Source organism: Zhongshania aliphaticivorans (genome assembly GCF_001586255.1).
Classification (GTDB): Bacteria; Pseudomonadota; Gammaproteobacteria; order Pseudomonadales; family Spongiibacteraceae; genus Spongiibacter; species Spongiibacter aliphaticivorans.
In genome coordinates this window covers 777,514-797,555 of record NZ_CP014544.1, presented here as the reverse complement: position 1 = coordinate 797,555, position 20,042 = coordinate 777,514, and the positions used below count along the sequence as shown (strand labels likewise).

At 52.1% G+C, this 20,042-nt stretch carries 16 protein-coding genes and 1 tRNA gene; 1 reads left to right on the top strand and 16 read right to left on the bottom strand.

Going from position 1 to position 20,042, the window contains the following annotated elements:
• Nucleotides 1-160: 160 nt before the first annotated feature.
• The 14 genes from pnp to rlmE form a co-directional block, all read right to left on the bottom strand.
• Complete coding sequence (pnp, locus tag AZF00_RS03500; RefSeq protein ID WP_008250522.1) at nucleotides 161-2,287, bottom strand: polyribonucleotide nucleotidyltransferase; 2,127 nt, start codon at nucleotides 2,285-2,287, stop codon at nucleotides 161-163.
• A gap of 72 nt (nucleotides 2,288-2,359) precedes the next feature.
• Nucleotides 2,360-2,629, bottom strand: coding sequence for a 30S ribosomal protein S15 (rpsO, locus tag AZF00_RS03495; RefSeq protein WP_008250520.1), 270 nt, complete (start codon nucleotides 2,627-2,629; stop codon nucleotides 2,360-2,362).
• Nucleotides 2,630-2,780: 151 nt separating this feature from the next.
• Nucleotides 2,781-3,710: a tRNA pseudouridine(55) synthase TruB gene (gene truB, locus AZF00_RS03490; protein WP_008250519.1), complete on the bottom strand. Its 930-nt coding sequence runs from the start codon at nucleotides 3,708-3,710 to the stop codon at nucleotides 2,781-2,783.
• A gap of 2 nt (nucleotides 3,711-3,712) precedes the next feature.
• The gene (gene rbfA / locus AZF00_RS03485; protein WP_008250518.1) at nucleotides 3,713-4,099 is read right to left on the bottom strand and encodes a 30S ribosome-binding factor RbfA; all 387 of its coding nucleotides are present in this window, start codon (nucleotides 4,097-4,099) and stop codon (nucleotides 3,713-3,715) included.
• A gap of 28 nt (nucleotides 4,100-4,127) precedes the next feature.
• Complete coding sequence (infB, locus tag AZF00_RS03480) at nucleotides 4,128-6,989, bottom strand: translation initiation factor IF-2 (RefSeq protein ID WP_008250517.1); 2,862 nt, start codon at nucleotides 6,987-6,989, stop codon at nucleotides 4,128-4,130.
• Nucleotides 6,990-7,019: 30 nt separating this feature from the next.
• The gene (gene nusA, locus AZF00_RS03475) at nucleotides 7,020-8,522 is read right to left on the bottom strand and encodes a transcription termination factor NusA (RefSeq protein ID WP_008250510.1); all 1,503 of its coding nucleotides are present in this window, start codon (nucleotides 8,520-8,522) and stop codon (nucleotides 7,020-7,022) included.
• 45 nt (nucleotides 8,523-8,567) lie between these two features.
• Nucleotides 8,568-9,023 carry a ribosome maturation factor RimP gene (gene rimP / locus AZF00_RS03470; RefSeq protein ID WP_008250508.1) on the bottom strand — a complete coding sequence of 152 codons (456 nt, stop codon included), beginning with the start codon at nucleotides 9,021-9,023 and terminating at the stop codon, nucleotides 8,568-8,570.
• Between the two features lie 607 nt (nucleotides 9,024-9,630).
• A tRNA-Leu gene (locus AZF00_RS03465) sits at nucleotides 9,631-9,716 on the bottom strand.
• Nucleotides 9,717-9,724: 8 nt separating this feature from the next.
• The gene (secG, locus tag AZF00_RS03460; protein WP_008250506.1) at nucleotides 9,725-10,111 is read right to left on the bottom strand and encodes a preprotein translocase subunit SecG; all 387 of its coding nucleotides are present in this window, start codon (nucleotides 10,109-10,111) and stop codon (nucleotides 9,725-9,727) included.
• Complete coding sequence (gene tpiA, locus AZF00_RS03455) at nucleotides 10,111-10,800, bottom strand: triose-phosphate isomerase (RefSeq protein WP_335338873.1); 690 nt, start codon at nucleotides 10,798-10,800, stop codon at nucleotides 10,111-10,113. Before tpiA ends, secG begins: the two co-directional genes overlap by 1 nt.
• A gap of 137 nt (nucleotides 10,801-10,937) precedes the next feature.
• Entirely contained in the window at nucleotides 10,938-12,272 is a 1,335-nt protein-coding gene (gene glmM / locus AZF00_RS03450) for a phosphoglucosamine mutase (protein WP_008250502.1), read from the bottom strand.
• Complete coding sequence (gene folP, locus AZF00_RS03445) at nucleotides 12,265-13,140, bottom strand: dihydropteroate synthase (protein ID WP_008250500.1); 876 nt, start codon at nucleotides 13,138-13,140, stop codon at nucleotides 12,265-12,267. The genes glmM and folP overlap by 8 nt, the downstream gene beginning before the upstream one ends.
• Nucleotides 13,141-13,147: 7 nt before the next feature.
• The gene (gene ftsH, locus AZF00_RS03440) at nucleotides 13,148-15,094 is read right to left on the bottom strand and encodes an ATP-dependent zinc metalloprotease FtsH (RefSeq protein WP_008250497.1); all 1,947 of its coding nucleotides are present in this window, start codon (nucleotides 15,092-15,094) and stop codon (nucleotides 13,148-13,150) included.
• Between the two features lie 112 nt (nucleotides 15,095-15,206).
• The gene (gene rlmE / locus AZF00_RS03435) at nucleotides 15,207-15,830 is read right to left on the bottom strand and encodes a 23S rRNA (uridine(2552)-2'-O)-methyltransferase RlmE (protein ID WP_008250495.1); all 624 of its coding nucleotides are present in this window, start codon (nucleotides 15,828-15,830) and stop codon (nucleotides 15,207-15,209) included.
• Nucleotides 15,831-15,921: 91 nt separating this feature from the next.
• On the opposite strand from rlmE, the gene AZF00_RS03430 reads away from it, so the two are divergent.
• Nucleotides 15,922-16,230, top strand: a complete 309-nt coding sequence (locus AZF00_RS03430) for a YhbY family RNA-binding protein (protein ID WP_008250493.1) — start codon at nucleotides 15,922-15,924, stop codon at nucleotides 16,228-16,230.
• Between the two features lie 8 nt (nucleotides 16,231-16,238).
• Here AZF00_RS03430 and greA read toward each other — a convergent pair whose 3' ends face one another.
• Nucleotides 16,239-16,721: a transcription elongation factor GreA gene (gene greA / locus AZF00_RS03425; RefSeq protein ID WP_008250490.1), complete on the bottom strand. Its 483-nt coding sequence runs from the start codon at nucleotides 16,719-16,721 to the stop codon at nucleotides 16,239-16,241.
• Nucleotides 16,718-19,939, bottom strand: coding sequence for a carbamoyl-phosphate synthase large subunit (gene carB / locus AZF00_RS03420; protein ID WP_008250488.1), 3,222 nt, complete (start codon nucleotides 19,937-19,939; stop codon nucleotides 16,718-16,720). The genes greA and carB overlap by 4 nt, the downstream gene beginning before the upstream one ends.
• Between the last annotated feature and the right edge of the window lie 103 nt (nucleotides 19,940-20,042).

Genomic DNA, 20,042 nt, shown 5'->3' with positions numbered 1-20,042 from the left:
CCCCTTTGTTGTTTTATACATTTTTAACCGCACCCGAAGATTACCACAGCGGGCCATACTGTCTACGGCAAATTTAGTGCGCCAAATAGCAAGTAACGTAAATATCGAGACAAAAAAAAACCCCGCAGTGCGGGGTTTAGCTCAAGCAAGAAAGCAGCGCTTATTCAGCGGCAGGCTCACCTTGCTCTTCAGTTGCCGCTTCCGCTGCAACTTCTTTAATGGACAGCTTGATACGGCCACGGGCGTCAACGTCTAGGACTTTAACCTGTACGTCTTGACCTTCGGTCAGGTAGTCGCTAACGTTCTCGACACGCTCATCTGAAATCTGTGAGATGTGTACCAGACCGTCTTTACCCGGCAGAATCGTAACAAAGGCACCAAAATCAACGATACGCGCCACTTTACCGGTGTAAATTGCACCGACTTCAGCTTCAGCAGTAATCGCCAGAATACGGTTAACCGCATCGTCACGTGAGGCAGCATCAGAACCGTAAACGCGGACAGTGCCGTCGTCTTCGATATCGATCTGCGCACCAGTCTCTTCGCACATTGCGCGAATAGTGGCGCCGCCTTTACCGATGATGTCGCGAATCTTGTCAGAATCGACTTTCATCACGTGCATGCTTGGCGCGTTGTCTGACACATCGCTGCGCGAGCTAGCCAAGATTTGGTTCATCTGACCAAGAATCAACAAACGAGCCTGCTGAGCCTGCTCCAGAGCGACTTCCATGATCTTCTGGGTAATACCCTCGATCTTAATGTCCATCTGCAGCGCCGTTACGCCGTCGGCGGTACCAGCAACTTTAAAGTCCATATCGCCAAGGTGATCTTCGTCGCCCAGGATGTCGGTCAGAACAGCGAAGCGCTCGCCTTCTTTAACCAAACCCATCGCGATACCAGCAACAGGCGCCTTCAGCGGAACACCGGCATCCATCAAAGACAAGCTGCCAACACAGACCGAAGCCATGGAGCTTGAACCGTTAGATTCAGTAATCTCTGATACAACGCGAATGGTGTACGGGAACTCTTCAACGCTCGGCAATACCGCTTCCAAGCTGCGACGTGCCAACCGGCCGTGACCGATTTCACGACGACCTGTGCTGCCCATACGACCACACTCGCCTACTGAGTAGGGAGGGAAGTTATAGTGCAATAGGAAGTGGTCTTTAAACTCGCCCTGCAATGCGTCAACAAACTGGCCGTCGCGAGACGTGCCCAATGTTGCCACACCAATCGCCTGAGTTTCACCGCGAGTAAACAATGCAGAACCGTGAGCTTTGCCCAATACGCCAACTTCAACATTAATTGGACGTACAGTGCGGCCGTCACGGCCATCGATACGCGGCTCGCCATTAAGAATACGCTGACGAACAATTTGCTTTTCCAGCTTGGCAAAAACACCTTTCACATCATCGGCGCTGTACTGGGCGTTTTCACCAGTTGCTAATGCAGCGATCGCTTCATTGCGCAATTCGCTAACTTTGGCGTAACGTAACATTTTGTCAGTAATGCGGTAGGCATCGCCCAAACCGGCTTTAAAGCCTTCGGCAACGGCGCCCAGTAAAGCAGTATTTTCCGCTTCTGGCTGCCAATCCCAAGAAGGTTTGCCCGCGTCTGCCGCAAGCTCTTTAATGGCTTGGATAACCGCTTGCATTTCTTGGTGAGCGTAAAGTACGCCACCGAGCATTTGATCTTCAGTCAGCTGCTTAGCTTCTGACTCAACCATCAATACGGCGTCTTGAGTACCAGCAACAACCATGTCCAGCATGCTGGTTTTCAGCTGTTCAAACGTCGGGTTAAGGATATAACCGTCTTCGGCAGTGAAACCAACACGGGCTGCACCAACTGGGCCAGCGAACGGCGCGCCAGAAATAGCCAACGCTGCAGAAGTACCGATCAGCGCTGCGATATCTGGATCGTTTACTTTGTCTGCAGACATTACCGTACAGATAACCTGAACTTCGTTCTGGAAACCCTTGGGAAACAGTGGACGAATCGGACGGTCGATCAAACGTGACGTCAGCGTCTCTTTTTCAGAGGGACGCGCTTCGCGCTTAAAGAAACCACCAGGGATTTTACCCACAGCGTAGGTGCGCTCTTGGTAGTGCACAGATAGCGGAAAGAAATCCTGACCTGGCTTGGCAGATTTTGCTGCAACCACAGTACACAGAACTTGAGTTTGATCGATAGTAACCAATACCGCACCGCTAGCCTGTCTGGCTATACGACCGGTTTCCAGAGTGACAGTTTGGCCGCCCCACTGGAATGTTTTAGTAACGGGATTCACGGAGTAATTCCTCCCAAAATAAGGATGATAAAAGTAATAAGGGGGCCTCTAAGGCCCCCTCACTTATTCTTCTTAGCGACGCAGACCTAAACGCTTGATCAGCTTGCTGTAACGCTCTTGGTTTTTACGCTTGAGGTAATCCAGCAATTTACGACGCTGGTTAACCATACGGATCAAACCACGACGTGAGTGGTGATCTTTTTTGTGGCCTTCGAAGTGACCTTGTAGCTTGTTAATATTGACGGTCAGCAGTGCAACTTGCACTTCTGGTGAACCAGTATCGCCTTCGGCGGTTTGGTAGTCTTTAACAACTTCAGCTTTCTCGACAGCAGATAATGCCATTTTTACATTCCTTAAGTACGAATATGCGTTTATCAATCGAGCCTGACCGCGCATATTTACAGTCAGGTTCGGAAGCCCAGAATCAACTCAAAGCTTCATTTTCCTATTACACGAGCTATTTTTGTGTCAGCTTCGCAAAATCAGCCGCGCATTATCCCATAGTTGAAAGCAAACGACGAGGCGTAACTCGCCCATCGTCTAAAATTTCACCAATTCCCATGAATTCGCCCTCATTACTGCTTAGCACGACCATGCCTTCGGTAGGCGCACCAGAAACCTGAACAGCCTGCCCCTGGCGCAAATAATAGGCAGCGGTATCGCCAAGAGTGAGGGTATTCATATGCCCAAGCGCATCACTAATGGGTAACAATAAGGCGTCTAGCCCCTCAAAATCCCCAGCATCACGCAGTGCTTGAATCGCTTCAGTCGTCACCACCTGAGCCTCGCAAAACGGCCCGGCCTGCAAACGGCGCAGGGTCGCTACGTGAGCCCCGACCCCGAGTGCGGCGCCCAAGTCCTCCGCCAGCGAGCGTATATAGGTGCCTTTAGTGCACACCACCCGCACCACCGCTTCCGCCAAAGGCCCCGCAGTAAATGACTCTAGCTCAAATTCCCGAATTGTCACGGGTCGCGCTTCACGCTCGACAGTAATCCCCTTGCGCGCCAAGGCATACAAGGGCTTACCATCGCGCTTGAGCGCAGAGTACATTGGCGGCACCTGTAGAATATCACCGCGCAAGGTATCGATCTGAGCCTCAAGCTGTGCGGCGGTTATATTTGAAGCGTCGTGCTCAGCGAGTATCTCACCTTGGGAATCACCGGTATCAGTCTGCTGACCAAATACAAAGGTGCTGCGGTATTCTTTATCCGCTTCCAGTAAGTACTGAGAAAATTTGGTCGCCTCGCCAAAGCACACCGGCAATACACCGGTAGCCAAGGGATCAAGCGCGCCGGTGTGACCGGCTTTAGTAGCGTGGTAGATGGCGCGGGCGACAACCATCGCACCATTAGAAGAACGACCAGGGGGTTTATCCAGCACCAAGATGCCGTTAATCGGTCGCCCTTTACGAGCTTTTGCCAAAACTATTCCCCGTCATCTTCCGGGTAGCGGCTGCGGTCAGACGCGACCGCATCCTGAATCAATTTACTGATGTGTTGACCACGATTAATACTGCTATCGTAGTAAAAACGCAGCTGCGGGGTAGTCCGCGCATTGTTGATTTTAGCCACTTGGCTGCGTAAAAAACCCGAAGCTTTATTGAGCACGTCTAAAGATTCCTTGGCCTCTTCGGCCGAATCTTTACCCATGACCGTGACGTAAATTTTGGCGTGACTCATGTCGCGACTGACTTCTGCATCAATCACGCTAACCATGCCAAGACGCGGGTCCCGCAGCTCTTTCTGGATAAAACTACCCAGTTCGCGCTTCAGGAAATCCGCAATACGTGCTGTGCGACTAAATTCTTTCAATTGACCTTATACCCCACGACGCGCGCCCTTAAAGGCTACGCGCGATTTCCTTCACTTCATAAACCTCGATCTTGTCACCGGGGCGTACATCTTTGTAGTTCTTAACGCCGATACCACACTCAGTACCGTTTTTAACTTCAGCAGCATCGTCTTTAAAGCGGCGTAGCGACTCAAGCTCACCTTCGTAAATAACCACGTCGGCACGTAACACTCGAATGCGCTTATTGCGGTAAACCGTACCTTCAATAACCATACAGCCGGCAATATCACCAAACTTAGGCGAACGGAAGACGTCACGCACTTCGGCAACACCCACGATCTCTTCGCGCATTTCTGGGCTAAGCATACCGGTCAGAGCGGCGGTTACATCGTCGATAACATCGTAGATTACGCTGTAGTAGCGCAGATCTACGCCTTCGTTCTCAGCCAACTTACGGGCGCTGGAATCGGCGCGAACGTTAAAGCCGAACATCACCGCACCAGAAGTCAGTGCCAAGTTCACGTCAGTTTCAGTAATACCACCGACACCGGCAGAAACGATATTAACGTTAACTTCTTCGTTACCAATATCCATCAACGACGCTTGCAAGGCTTCTAGCGAGCCGCGAACATCGGTTTTCAAGACGATATTCAAAATCCGGCGCTCGGCGGTTTCCATGCTTTCAAACATGCGATCTAGCTTAGCGGCTTGCTGGCGCTTAATACGCTGCTCGCGCTCGCGAACCTGACGGAAGTCAGCAACTTCGCGGGCACGCTTATCATTTTCGACAACCACAAAACTGTCACCCGCATCTGGAGTGCCATCAAGGCCGAGAATCTCAACGGGAATCGACGGGCCAGCTTCTTTCACTGGCTTGCCATTTTCATCCATCATGGCGCGAACGCGACCACTGCACTGACCAGCCAAGACGATATCGCCCTGCTTCAAGGTACCGCTCTGGATCAGCAAGGATGCAACCGCACCGCGGCCTTTATCCAAACGCGATTCAATGACCAAGCCCTGTGCTGGCAGATCAGGAGCCGCCTTCAATTCAAGCAATTCAGCCTGTAATAGTACCGCGTCAAGCAGCTTGTCGATGCCTTCACCAGAGTGCGCAGAAACATACACAAACTGGGTGTCTCCGCCCCACTCTTCAGAAATTACATTGCGCTGAGAAAGCTCGTTCTTAACACGTTCAGGGTCAGCGCCCTCTTTATCCATCTTATTCACTGCAACAACCAGCGGTACACCCGCGGCTCTAGCGTGAGTAATCGCTTCTTCGGTCTGCGGCATTACGCCGTCGTCCGCTGCCACGACGAGAATAACAATATCTGTACTCTTGGCACCGCGAGCACGCATTTGGGTAAATGCCGCGTGACCAGGGGTGTCGAGGAAGGTGATCATGCCGTGACCAGTTTCAACGTGGTAGGCACCGATGTGCTGGGTAATACCACCCGCCTCGCCGCTGGCAACCTTGGCTTTACGAATATAATCGAGTAGCGAGGTTTTACCGTGGTCAACGTGACCCATAACGGTAACTACCGGTGCACGGGCAACCATGGTGCCTGCGCCGCGAGCGCCAAGCGTCTCTTCCAAGGCTTCTTCTACTGCGTCTTCAGAAACCAACTTAACAGTGTGGCCCATTTCCTCAACAACCAGCTGAGCCGTGTCCTGATCAATAGGCTGATTGATGGTAACCATCAAGCCCATTTTTATCATTTCCTTAATAACTTCAGCGGCCTTCACCTTCATTTGCTGAGCTAGCTCAGCAGCGGTGGTGGTTTCGCCAACATTAACGGCGTAGACAATTTTATCTGTCGGCGCGTTAAAAGCGTGACGCTGTGCATCGTCCGGCAGCTTAAGGGTTTTCTTCTTACGGCGACCGCCACCGGCAAAACTGCCATCGAAATCATCACGCTTGTTACCGCGAGACTTACCGCCTTTACGACGCGGACGATCATCATCTCCGGCAGCAGCTGGCGCTGCGGCAGCACGACGATGATGGCGTGGCGCTGGCTTATCCTCACTGGGCTTGGCATCAGGAGCAGCTGGTGCTGGGCCCGCGCCTTTATCCGCGCTAGCAGGACTTGGCGCTGCAGCGGCTTTTTTGCGTGCTATGCGTTCGTCTTCATCGCGTTTTTTCTCGGCAACTACTGCAGCGCGACGTTCTTTAACCCGCTCTTCTTCCGCCTTGCGACGCAATATAGCGCGCTGGCGAAGCACTTCTGGGTCAACATCTAATACGTTCTCGACCACTTCGCGATATTCGTCAGTCTTATTGGCGGGTGCTGGCTTGGCGACTTCCGCTACCGGTTCATCAGCAACAACCGGCTCTGGCGCAGGCTTTTCTTCTGCGACAGGAGGTTCAACCTTCACTGGCTCCGCTTTAACCGGCTCGGCCTTCACCGCTTCCGGCTCAGGAGTCGGCTCTGGCGCTTTTTCAGCTTCGACCGCAACTGGCTCTGCTGGCTTTTCTGCAGGCTCAACCTTCGCTGGCGCCTCAGCCACAACGGGCTCCGCGACAACTTCTGCAGCCGCCTTCGGCTCGTCTGCTGGCGCATCGCCGCGCAACAGCGCCTCTTCAGCCGCCGCTTCCGCGGCCATTTCTGCCGGATCGCGCTTAACGTAAGTGCGTTTTTTACGCACTTCAATATTTACAGTCTTTTTGCCCGCGCCCGAACCTGTTTTTAAGGTGCTCAGGGTTTTGCGCTTCAGCGTAATTTGCTGGGGGGCCTCGGCTGATTCTCCGTGGCTCCGCTTTAAGAAAGTCAGCAGGGTTTGCTTGTCTTCATCGGACACAGCTTGCCCGGCAGCACTGTGTGACAGGCCCGCTTCTTTCATTTGTCGCAGCAGACGCTCGACAGGTGCGCCAACGACTTCTGCTAGCTGGCTCACGGTAACTTCAGCCATTCATCATTCTCCCAAAACGGTACGACTCGCTTATTTTGCAGATTCTTCTTCGTCTGCAAACCACGGAGCACGAGCAGTCATAATCAACTCTCCGGCCCGTTCTTTAGTCATATCTTCAATGTCGAGAAGATCTTCAACAGCCTGTTCGGCCAGATCTTCCATCGTTACTACGCCACGGCTGGCAAGAATGAACGCTAGATGTTTTTCCATCCCGTCCATTGTCAACAAGTCTTCAGCCGGTTCGGCACTTTCCAAAACTTCTTCGCTGGCAATTGCTTGCGTCAGCAGTGCATCTTTCGCTCTAGCCCGCAGTTCTTGGGCCAAATCTTCGTCAAAGCCATCAATTGACATCATTTCTTCTAAAGGAACATAGGCCACCTCTTCCAGCGTGGTGAAACCTTCCTCTACCAAAACTTCTGCAATGTCTTCGCCAACATCCAGGGCTTCAACAAAATAACTAATGATATGACCCGATTCTTGCTCGTGCTTGGCGGACATTTCCTCAATGCTCATCACATTGATTGTCCAGCCCGTCAACTGACCCGCAAGACGCACATTCTGTCCTGCGCGACCAATCGCCTGCGCCAAATTATCATCGGCCACACCAACGTCCATGGTGTGGGTATCTTCGTCGACAACAATCGACTCCACTTCAGCAGGGGCCATCGCATTGATGACGAGCTGAGCTGGGTTGTCGTCCCACAAAATTATGTCTACGCGCTCGTTGCCAAGCTCGCCAGAAACCGCCTGCACTCGCGAACCACGCATACCGACACAGGCACCAACTGGGTCAATACGACCATCGTTAGTTTTCACGGCGATCTTAGCGCGCGAACCTGGATCGCGCGCTGCAGCACGAATCTCAATTACTTCTTCATTAACTTCAGGCACTTCAATTTTGAAGAGTTCAATTAACATCTCTGGGCAAGCGCGGCTCAAAAATAACTGCGGACCACGAGCCTCAGGACGGACATCCGCCAAAATAGCACGCACCCGATCATTGATGCGGAACACTTCCCGCCCAACCAATTCTTCACGTGGCAATAAGGCTTCAGCGTTGCCACCTAAATCAACAATAATACTGTCGCGGGTGACTTTCTTAACCGTGCCGTTGATCAGCTCACCAACACGATCTTTGTATTCATCGACGATCTGCGCGCGCTCGGCCTCACGCACCTTCTGGACAATTACCTGTTTGGCGGTTTGCGCAGCAATGCGACCAAAGCCAACATTCTCGACGACTTCTTCATATACATCGCCAGCCTTAAGGTCCGCGCTGTATTCGTGCGCCTCTTCCAAGGTTAAATGGGTTCCCAACAAAGCCATCTCGTCGTCTGGCATAACCAGCCAACTCCGAAAAGTTTGGTAGTCACCGGTAACGCGGTCAATTACCACGCGGATATCTGAGTCTTCGTCGTAGCGCTTTTTCGCCGCTGTCGCCAAGGCCTGCTCAATGGCCTCGAAAATAATAGTTTTTGACACACCCTTCTCGTTAGAGACGGCCTCAACTACCAATAATATTTCTTTACTCATGATCCGCCTCTTTCCGCAGCCGGCTATTGAAATTAGCGCGTCCGATTAAAACCGGGGCACAACATTCGCTTTATCAATCTGATCGAAGGGCAGCAAATACTCATGCTCCTCTGCCGTCAGTACCACATCGCCGTCTTCAATGCCCGTCAGGCGACCAAGGAATTTACGGCGTCCTTCAAAAGGAATTCGCAAACGAACACTGATATCGCTACCAATGTACTGAGCGTACTGCTCTAAGGTATACAAGGGACGATCCATGCCCGGCGATGAAACTTCAAGATTATATTCTCCGGCAATTGGATCTTCGACATCCAATACACCGCTAATCTGATGACTCACCTTGGCGCAATCATCCACACCAATACCGTTCTCACTGTCGATATACACACGCAGCAAAGTATGGCGCCCCTGAGACTGGTGATCCAAGCCCCATAGCTCGTAACCCAGCGCTTCCACGCCAGGTCTAATTAACTCTTCAATTTTGACGGTCTTACCGGACAAGTTCACTACCCACCAATAAAAAATGGGCCCAAGGCCCACTCGAAATTCCTTAACGCATGCCCTATGGCAATACGAAAAAGCCCCTGTACAAGGGGCTTTTGAAAACTTCTGATCACCCCTAGGAAACCTTACATCCTAGGTCTAAAGCCCGCTCGCCACTATCGCGCTACCGACCCACTATCAGGAGGCCGCATTATAGTCGCTGCACCTATGCAGGTCAAGCTAGTAACACAGTGCGCCATGAGGGATCAGCTAAATTAACAACAACCCCAAGCCGCCAAATACACACCTATAACAAGTGGCAACCGCCGCTTGAATAAGCGACCAAAGAGAGGGAAGTCCGCAGGACCGAGCGCAAGCGAGTCAACACGGGACCGCGAAGCGGCTCACGCCGTACTGACACAAAAAAAGGGGGTCATCGCCCAGCGATAACCCCACGATTACAATGTGCCGACAAGCGGCAACCGCCGCCTGGATGACCGACCAAAGGGAGGGCAGTCCGCAGGAGCGAGCGCAAGCGAGTCAACGCGGGACCGCGAAGCGGCTCCCGCCGTACCAACATAAAAAAAGGGGCTATCGCCCTAAGCGATAACCCCTTTTTTTATGTTGGTGCCGAAGGCGGGACTTGAACCCGCACGAGCAATGCTCACCACCCCCTCAAGATGGCGTGTCTACCAATTTCACCACTTCGGCTAAAACTTTTACTTCGATCCTGCTTCCGGCATTTCTTCACTGGCCGGCATATCCATCGGCAACTCTTCAGACTGCGCCGGCATAGTCCCATCACCTACTGGAGCTACGTCGCGACTTTCTTGCAGCTCAGGAATATCAACAATAATGTCTTCCGAGCCACCGCTGCGCTGCTTGGCAACATACGCCAACGACAAACTGGTTATAAAGAAAACCGTTGCCAATATGGCGGTCGCGCGAGTCAGTACATTACCGCTGCCACTGCTGCCAAAAATAGTTTGCGAGGCACCAGAACCAAAAGAGGCCCCCATGTCTGCGCCTTTACCTTGCTGAACCAGAATCAGACCAATGATCGATAAACCAGCCAACACATGTACGATTAAAATTGCTTGTTCCATTACTCCGCCGCCCGACATATTGCGGAAAATTCCTGCGCATCAAGTGATGCACCACCTACTAAACCGCCATCAATATCCGCCTGCGCGAATAATTCACCTGCATTGGCCGCCTTAACACTGCCGCCGTACAGAATTCTTAAACCCTTCGCCAAAGGCTCGTCCTTTTTCGCAAACAAGGCACGGATAAATGCGTGCACTTCTTGAGCCTGCGATGGCGTCGCCGTCTTGCCAGTACCAATTGCCCACACTGGTTCGTAGGCAACCACAATACTGCGCATATCTTCAATGCTTAATACTGCAAACACCGACTGAAGCTGCTCAGCGATTACTTCTAAGGTTGCGCCATTATCGCGCTGACCTTCCGTCTCACCCACGCAAACTATCGGCGTTAAGCCCTGCGCTAAAGCTTGCTTCGCTTTTTGAGCAACACGCTCATTACTATCTTGGTACATAGCGCGACGCTCGGAGTGACCAACAATCACATACCGGCATCCTGCATCTGCTAACATGCCCGCAGACACTTCACCCGTATAAGCACCCTCACCAGCTTGCTCACACACGTTCTGTGCGCCGACCGCCACTGGCGAACCAGACATACCCTCGACAACACGCGCAATATACACTGAGGGTGGAAACACCGCGATATCAACACCGGGTTCCGATGGGAGTGCGGCTCTTAAATTCGCCATTAATTTTCCGATGCTGGCGCTATCGCCATACATCTTCCAATTACCTGCTACGAGACTACTCCGCATGCCATTTCCCTTAGCGCAAAATGGGCGCCAATCTTACATAAACTTATAAATACATACAAGGAGACGAGCGCTTAAGATGAAAGCTTTCTCACCTTATCTGCTAGACGCTGGCAAAGTGCCGTGACCTGCGCGGCATCTTCGCCCTCAACCATGACCCGCAACAGCGGCTCAGTTCCAGAAGCGCGCAATAATACCCTGCCTCGCCCTGCTAATTCCAGCTCAACCGCTTCAACTGCGGCGACTAATTCACTATTTTTTAGATCAACAGGTGAATTAATGCGCACATTTTCCATTATTTGCGGAAATTTACTTACTGGCGCCTTCAATTCCGCCAAGCTCTTACCGCTGCCAACGATTGCACCGACCACTTTCAAGGCCGCAACAATACCATCACCAGTGGTACTCACATCAGCGCAAATAATATGCCCCGAGTTTTCGCCACCCAAATCCCAGTCGAGCGCGTTCATTCGCTCTTTCACATAACGATCGCCAACATTCGCGCGCTCAAAGCCAACACCTAAATCTTTTAAGGCCAATTCAAAACCCAGATTTGACATCAGCGTGCCCACCACACCGGGACAAGGCTTACCGCGACGCAAACGCTCAGCGGCTATAATAAACAACAGCTCATCGCCATCGATCAGCTCGCCATCAGCATCGACAAATAAAACGCGATCACCATCACCATCAAAAGCGATGCCAAAATCAGCAGCTTCCGCTATCACTCTCCGCTGAAGTGCCGAGGGATGAGTAGAACCCACCTCAGCATTAATATTGACACCGTCCGGCGACGCACCCATCACAATGATTTCAGCACCAAGCTCAGTAAAAACTGCCGGGGCAACGTGATAGGTGGCGCCATGGGCGCAATCAAGCACGATGATCAGCCCTTTTAAGGACAGACCATTAGCGACCGTTGATTTACAGTACTCAATATAGCGACCCGCCGCATCATCGATACGCCGCACCTTACCAAGGTCTGCCGAATCGACTGTGGTCATAGTGAGATCAACAGCTGACTCAATGGCAAGCTCAACATCATCAGCTAGCTTGCTACCATCACCCGAAAAGAACTTAATACCATTATCGTAATAGGGATTATGGCTCGCACTAATAACAATACCGGCGCGCGCCTGAAATGTTCTAGTTAAATAGGCAATAGCCGGTGTTGGCATTGGCCCCAGCAACAACACATCAACACCAGCGGCAACAAGACCAGCTTCAAGCGCAGACTCAAACATATAGCCAGAAATACGGGTATCTTTGCCAATCAACACTTTACTGCGCCCTTCGCGCGCAAAAACCTGGCCTACCGCCCACCCTAGCTTAAGGACGAATTCAGGCGTAATTGCACCCTCGCCGACTCGTCCGCGCACGCCATCGGTGCCAAAATATTTTCTAGACATTTTCTATTTTCTCAAATTTTAAGGCCTGCGCTATACGCACGGCATCTACGGTTTCCTTAACATCGTGAGCCCGAATAATATGAGCCCCCCGCTCGACCGCCATCGCGGCCATTGCCACGCTTCCCGCCAAACGCTCAGCGACGGTGCGACCAGTAAGCGCACCAATCATTGACTTGCGCGACACGCCGACCAACACCGGGTACCCCCAGGCCACTATTTCAGGTAAACGCCGAAACAGCTCAAGATTGTGAGCAAGGTTTTTTGCAAAACCAAAGCCTGGATCGAGCACAATCTGGTCTTGGCTAATACCAGCGGCAACGCACGCAGCGACCCGCGCCCTTAAAAAGACCTCAACTTCCCCGCAAATATCCTGATATTCCGGATTATTCTGCATCGACACTGGATCGCCCCGCATATGCATAAGGCAAACTGGCAAGCCACTGGCTGCAGCTTCTTGCAGGGCATTTGGCTGCTGCAGGGCGCGCACATCATTAATAAGTGCCGCGCCTAAAACGGCGCTTTCACGCATAACCGTCGCGTTACTGGTATCCACAGAAATGGCCACATCAAAGCGTTGCGCAATGGCTTCAACCACTGGCAGCACGCGCTGACACTCCTCAGCCTCCGACACCGGCGCCGCACCAGGTCGAGTAGACTCGCCGCCGATATCAATCAGGCCCGCGCCCTCCGCGCAGGCCAGATCCACTTGCGCTAAAATTTTATCGAGCAAAGCGGAGCCGGCGTGGTATTTACCGCCATCGGAGAAGGAGTCGGGAGTAACATTGATAATCGCCATAACCTGCGGCTTGCGCAGGTCTAAAAGGCGATCACCGCAGCGTAGCTGCGATGAGGATTGAAAGCTGTGCATTGCCGACCTAGTGATCGCTCACCGAGTCAACGAAAGGGTCTTCAGGACGATCTTTTTTGTCCGCCTTAGGCGCCGGATCTTCATCGACCTCGTCCTTCACCGCGCGCCCACCGCGACGATCATCATCGTCCCAGCCCGCAGGTTTACGCGGAGTACGACCATTCATAATATCGTCAATTTGCTTGGCATCAATGGTTTCATACAGCATCAAGGCTTCAGCCATCACATCGAGCTTACCGCGATGCTCTTCCAAAATTTTACGCGCTGCGGCATAGCACTCGTCTATAATGCGACGCACTTCTTCATCGATCTGCCGCGCAGTTTCGCCAGAATGACCCTTACCCGCCTGACCTGCAGAGCGACCAAGAAAGACTTCTTCTTCGGCATCGTCGTACATCAGCGGCCCCATTTTGTCGGACAGGCCCCACTTGGTCACCATTTTGCGAGCAATATCGGTGGCGCGCTGAATATCATTCGATGCACCGGTGGTTACACCGTCTGCACCCAAGGTCATTTCTTCGGCAATACGACCACCAAACAATGAACAAATTTGGCTGATAATATGACGGCGGCTCAGGCTGTAGCGATCTTCCTCGGGCAGGAACATAGTCACACCCAAAGCACGACCGCGAGGAATAATACTGACCTTATAAACCGGGTCATGTTCTGGCACCGTGCGACCAACGATCGCGTGACCGGCTTCGTGATAAGCCGTATTGAGCTTCTCTTTATCAGACATCACCATGGATTTGCGCTCAGCGCCCATCATGATCTTGTCTTTGGCCAAATCGAATTGCGCCATGCTGACCAAGCGCAAATTGCTGCGGGCCGCGAACAGCGCCGCCTCGTTTGCCAAGTTAGCCAAATCCGCACCTGAGAATCCAGGCGTACCACGCGCAATAACCGATGCCTCAACATCATCACCCAAAGGCAATTTGCGCATATGCACTTTTAAGATTTGCTCGCGACCGCGAATATCGGGCAAGCCAACAGTCACCTGACGGTCAAAACGACCAGGACGCAATAATGCGGGATCAAGCACGTCTGGGCGGTTAGTTGCAGCAATAACGATAACACCGTCATTGGCTTCAAAACCATCCATCTCAACCAGCAGCTGGTTCAAGGTTTGCTCACGCTCGTCGTGACCACCACCCATGCCAGCGCCACGATGGCGACCAACGGCATCAATCTCATCAATAAAGATAATGCACGGCGCCTGCTTTTTAGCCTGCTCGAACATATCGCGAACACGAGACGCACCGACACCAACAAACATTTCAACGAAATCAGAACCGGAAATTGAGAAGAACGGCACCTTCGCTTCGCCAGCAATCGCCTTCGCCAGCAAGGTTTTACCGGTACCCGGTGGGCCCACCATTAACACACCGCGGGGAATACGGCCGCCTAAGCGCTGAAACTTACCTGGGTCACGCAAGAACTCAACCAGTTCTTGCACATCTTCTTTGGCCTCATCAACACCCGCCACATCGGCAAAGGTGGTTTTAATTTGATCTTCACTGAGCAAACGCGCCTTGCTTTTACCAAAGGCCATCGGGCCGCCTTTGCCACCACCAGCACCACCTTGCATCTGGCGCATAAAGAACATGAAAATCGCCAAGATGATTAAAATTGGGAAGCTCGCCACCAGCAATTGCGTCCACAAACTTTGACGCTCAGGCTTGGTGCCCTCGACGACGACGTCGTGCTCGAGCAAATCATCAATTAGCTTGGGGTCATCAAGCAGTGGCCGCACGGTTTCAAAGCGGCTTTTATCTGCCCGCTCACCGCTGATCATCAGGCCGTCAATGACCACCTTTTTTACCCGTTCATTCTGCACTTCAGAAATGAATTGGGAATAATTAAGCTGCTCTGTGGGCGACTGAACGCTGAAGTTATTAAACACCGTCAACAAAACAGCAGCTATAACCAGCCACAACAGTAAATTCTTTGCCATATCGTTCAAAAACCGATCCTCACGCTGCACTGTTTGCAGAGGCTGCAAACGGGGAAAATGCCCGGATATCTGCCCACTCTACACCATTAATCCGACACCCTCTACGCAATATTCAAGCGCGCAGACCAGTGGCCACTAAATATACTTCCCGCGATCTTGGCCGTGATGCCGCTGGTTTGCGGGTCACCACTTTGCTAAACCGCCCGCGAAGCAGCCGCATATACTCATCGAAACCTTCACCCTGAAATATCTTGGTGGCAAAGCTCCCACCTGGGCGAAGTACTAATCCCGCCATATCCAGCGCCAGCTCACACAAATACATAGATTGCGGCTGATCAACATCTCTCATACCACTCATGTTTGGGGCCATATCTGAGATTACAAGGTCAGCCTTGCTATTTCCCAAGTGTGCCATCAACTCATCAATGACTTCTTGCTCAGTAAAATCACCCCGCACAAACTCCACCCCGGCGATGGAATCCATCTCCAAAATATCGGAGGCCAATACCCGCCCGTGGTGCCCCACGAGCATGGCCGCGACCTGCGACCACCCCCCCGGCGCACTACCGAGGTCTACGACGCACATACCCGGTTTAATCAGGCGGTCCTTTTCCTGAATTTCCAGCAATTTATAACAGGCTCTGGAACGATAGCCGTCACGCTGAGCCATTTTGACGTACTGATCGTCAAAATGTTCCTTCAGCCATGCACCGCTGGATCCTTTAGGTTTCGCCACACTAACTCCATTATTAGCGAGATTTGAGATACCGACTGGGCGCACTTTCTAGTAAAATAAGCGCCCACGCTCTTTCCCGGTTCGATATATTATGCCCAAATTCAGCGCCAGCGATAAAAAACACCTACGCAGCATCGGTCACAAACTCAGCCCCGTTGTTATGATTGCCGACAAGGGACTTAGTGAAAGCGTAGCGCTGGAGCTAGACCGCGCACTCGACGACCACGAATTGATTAAAGTTAAGGTCAACATAGCTGAGCCAACTGAACGCCGCGCGCTAATCGATCAACTGTGCATAGCGCATAAAGCGCTGTTGATTCAGGCTATCGGCAAGATAGCGCTGATTTATCGTCCAGCGAAAACCCCAAACCCGAAATTATCTAACCTACTTCGGGCCTGAGTTAGCACTCACTCGGCGAGGTGTTCTACCTTGTCGATTTCGTACTCGATATTGCCACCTGGCGCGACGACTACCGCGATATCTCCCGCTTCCTTACCAATTAAGGCGCGGGCAATGGGCGAAGTTACCGAAATTTTACCAATTTTCACATTGGCTTCGTCTTCACCAACAATGCGGTAGCGCACCTCTTCGTCGGTTTCGCAGTTAATTAGCGATACCGTCGTGCCAAAAATCACTTTACCGGTATAAGGAATAGCAGTGATATCAATCACCCGCACGCCACCCAGCTTACTTTCGATTTCTTGAATCCGACCTTCGCAAAAACCCTGCTGGTCACGGGCAGCATGGTATTCGGCATTTTCTTTTAAATCACCATGAGCACGAGCTTCGGCAATCGCCTGGGTAATCCGCGGACGATCAATCGATTTTAGCTTTTTCAACTCATCGCGCAGCGCTTTTTCACCGGCAACAGTCATTGGCAATAAACTCATTGCATAAACCCCTTATGAACATCTTGTAAGCGGCGCACGGTTTTCTCTTCGCCAAACACCAGCGCCTGACAAATAGCCTCTGCACCCGCCAAGGTAGTGGTATAACTCACCTTATTGGCCAGCGCACTGCGACGAATCAATGACGAATCCGCAATTGCCTGCTTACCTTCGGTAGTATTAATAATCAGATCGACATCGCCGTTTTTCACCATATCAACAATATGGGGACGACCTTCCAAGACCTTATTAACACGCTGACATTTAAGACCCGCTTCCGTCAAGACTTTGTGAGTGCCACGAGTTGCCAACAGGCTAAAGCCGAGCTCAACCAACTGACTCGCCACAGCGATCGCACCAGCTTTGTCGGGGTCGCGAACACTAATGAATGCCTTACCACTCGTTGGAAAGACCTCACCGGCACCGACCGCCGCTTTAGCAAAGGCTTCGGCAAAGGTTTCGCCCAAGCCCATCACTTCACCAGTCGATTTCATTTCTGGCCCAAGAATGGGGTCAACGCCAGGGAATTTATTGAAGGGGAAAACTGCTTCTTTAACAGCAAAGTACTTGGGAATACGCTCTTCGGTAAAGTCCTGCTCAGCCAGACTCGTACCCGCCATGCAGCGCGCTGCAACTTTGGCGAGTGAAATACCAATACACTTAGACACGAAGGGCACGGTACGTGAAGCGCGAGGATTAACCTCAATCACGTAGATTTCGCCATCTTGCACTGCCAACTGCACGTTCATCAAACCCACCACGCCCAACTCCAGCGCCATGGCTTTAACGATCTCGCGCATGCGATCCTGAACATCGGCATCCAGCGAGTAAGGCGGCAATGAACACGCCGAGTCGCCAGAGTGAACGCCCGCCTGCTCGATATGCTGCATGATCGCGCCGATCACCACATGCTTGCCATCTGACACGGCATCGAGATCGACTTCAACCGCTGCATTTAAGAAGTGGTCCAGCAAGACTGGCGAGTCGTTAGACACCCGCACCGCTTCACGCATATAGCGCTCAAGCTCTTCTTCTTTATAGACAATTTCCATGGCCCGGCCACCTAATACATAGGATGGACGCACAACCAAAGGATAGCCGATCTCAGCCGCCGCCCGCAGTGCCGCTTCTTCTGAGCGCACGGTGGTATTCGGTGGCTGCTTGATATTTAAACGCTGCAGCATCTGCTGAAAACGCTCACGATCTTCAGCGCGGTCAATCGCGTCTGGCGTTGTACCGATAATCGGCACGCCAGCGGCCTCAAGGTCACGAGCCAATTTCAGCGGCGTTTGGCCACCAAACTGCACAATAACGCCCTTTGGCTTTTCTTTAGCCACGATTTCGAGCACGTCTTCCAGCGTCACCGGCTCAAAATACAGGCGATCTGAAATATCGTAATCAGTCGATACGGTTTCAGGGTTACAGTTGACCATAATGGTCTCGTAACCGTCTTCACGCATCGCCAGCGCCGCGTGAACGCAGCAGTAATCGAATTCAATACCCTGACCAATCCGGTTGGGGCCACCACCGATAACAAGAATCTTCTCACGATCCGACGGATTAGACTCGCACTCTTCCTCGTAGGTCGAATACATATAGGCGGTAGAAGTAGAGAATTCTGCCGCGCAGGTGTCTACGCGCTTGTACACGGGGTGAATATCTAGGCTATGACGCAGGCCACGCAACTGCTTTTCGCTCACTGCCAACAGTACTGCCAAGCGCTGATCTGAAAAACCTTTGCGCTTCAAACGCCACATCATGTCTTTGGTGATATCCGCCAAAGCCACGGTTTTTAAAGAATTTTCAGTTTTAACAATGTCTTCAATCTGTACGAGGAACCACGGATCGATCCACGAGTGCTCAAACACCTCTTCAACGCTCATACCGGAGCGGAAGGCATCAGCCACAAACCAAATCCGCTCTGGGCCGGGATTCGTCAACTCAGCAATCAAGATGTCTTTAGCGTCATCGCGATCGGTATCGATCTGGTGCTCAAAACCAGCAGAACCCACTTCCAAGCCGCGCAGGGCTTTTTGTAGAGATTCTTGGAAGGTACGGCCAATTGCCATCACCTCACCTACCGACTTCATCTGAGTGTGCAGACGGGTCTGGGCTTCACCAAACTTTTCAAAGGTGAAACGCGGGATTTTGGTAACCACGTAGTCGATTGCGGGTTCAAACGACGCAGGTGTGGCGCCACCAGTAATTTCGTTCTGCAATTCGTCGAGGGTGTAACCAATCGCCAACTTGGCTGCTACGCGGGCAATCGGGAAGCCGGTCGCTTTAGAAGCCAAGGCCGAAGAGCGGCTAACGCGCGGGTTCATCTCAATAACAACCAGACGACCCGTGTGCGGCTCCATACCAAACTGAACGTTGGAGCCGCCAGTTTCAACACCGATCTCACGCAGTACCGCGCAGGAGGCGTTACGCATGATTTGATATTCTTTATCGGTCAGGGTCTGTGCTGGGGCAACAGTGATCGAGTCGCCAGTGTGTACGCCCATAGGGTCGAAGTTTTCAATCGCGCAGACAATAATGCAGTTGTCGTTTTTGTCGCGAACCACTTCCATTTCAAATTCTTTCCAACCAATCAAGCTCTCATCGATCAGCAGCTCATTGGTGGGCGACAGATCTAAACCGCGGGTACAGATCTCAATAAATTCTTCTCGGTTGTACGCAATACCGCCGCCAGAACCACCCATGGTGAAGCTCGGGCGAATAATAGCGGGGAAGCCGATAGAGTCCTGCACTTGCAGAGCCTCTTCCATGCTGTGCGCAATGGCAGAGCGCGGCGTAGCCAAGCCGATGCGCTTCATGGCCTTATCGAATAACTGGCGGTCCTCTGCCATATCGATAGAATCTTTAGTGGCGCCGATCATTTCTACGCCGTACTTCTCCAGCACCCCTTCGCGGTCCAGGTCCAGCGCACAGTTCAGTGCGGTCTGACCGCCCATGGTCGGCAGCAGGGCGTCGGGACGCTCTTTTTCGATGATCTTGGCAACCGTTTCCCACACCACTGGCTCAATATAAGTGGCATCGGCCATTGACGGGTCGGTCATGATGGTCGCGGGGTTCGAGTTTACCAAAATAACGCGAAAGCCCTCTTCACGAAGCGCTTTACACGCCTGGGCGCCGGAGTAGTCAAACTCACAGGCCTGACCGATAACAATCGGACCAGCACCGAGGATGAGGATGCTTTGAATATCAGTTCTTTTTGGCATAAGTTCTAATCATCTGGCTCTGTGCTTCGTTACAAAAAGTCGGACGTCGGAAGCTGGACGTCAGACGCTAAAGTCGGGCGCAGTAGTGTATTTTCTCGTCCGA

Coding starts and splice junctions, on each gene's coding strand:
- greA (WP_008250490.1), bottom strand. CDS start 16,721: ATGAGTTTATTGCCAATGACTGTTGCCGGTGAAAAAGCGCTGCGCGAT.
- ftsH (WP_008250497.1), bottom strand. CDS start 15,094: ATGGCAAAGAATTTACTGTTGTGGCTGGTTATAGCTGCTGTTTTGTTG.
- glmM (WP_008250502.1), bottom strand. CDS start 12,272: ATGTCTAGAAAATATTTTGGCACCGATGGCGTGCGCGGACGAGTCGGC.
- infB (WP_008250517.1), bottom strand. CDS start 6,989: ATGGCTGAAGTTACCGTGAGCCAGCTAGCAGAAGTCGTTGGCGCACCT.
- folP (WP_008250500.1), bottom strand. CDS start 13,140: ATGCACAGCTTTCAATCCTCATCGCAGCTACGCTGCGGTGATCGCCTT.
- AZF00_RS03430 (WP_008250493.1), top strand. CDS start 15,922: ATGCCCAAATTCAGCGCCAGCGATAAAAAACACCTACGCAGCATCGGT.
- nusA (WP_008250510.1), bottom strand. CDS start 8,522: ATGAGTAAAGAAATATTATTGGTAGTTGAGGCCGTCTCTAACGAGAAG.
- tpiA (WP_335338873.1), bottom strand. CDS start 10,800: ATGGCGAATTTAAGAGCCGCACTCCCATCGGAACCCGGTGTTGATATC.
- carB (WP_008250488.1), bottom strand. CDS start 19,939: ATGCCAAAAAGAACTGATATTCAAAGCATCCTCATCCTCGGTGCTGGT.
- rpsO (WP_008250520.1), bottom strand. CDS start 2,629: ATGGCATTATCTGCTGTCGAGAAAGCTGAAGTTGTTAAAGACTACCAA.
- secG (WP_008250506.1), bottom strand. CDS start 10,111: ATGGAACAAGCAATTTTAATCGTACATGTGTTGGCTGGTTTATCGATC.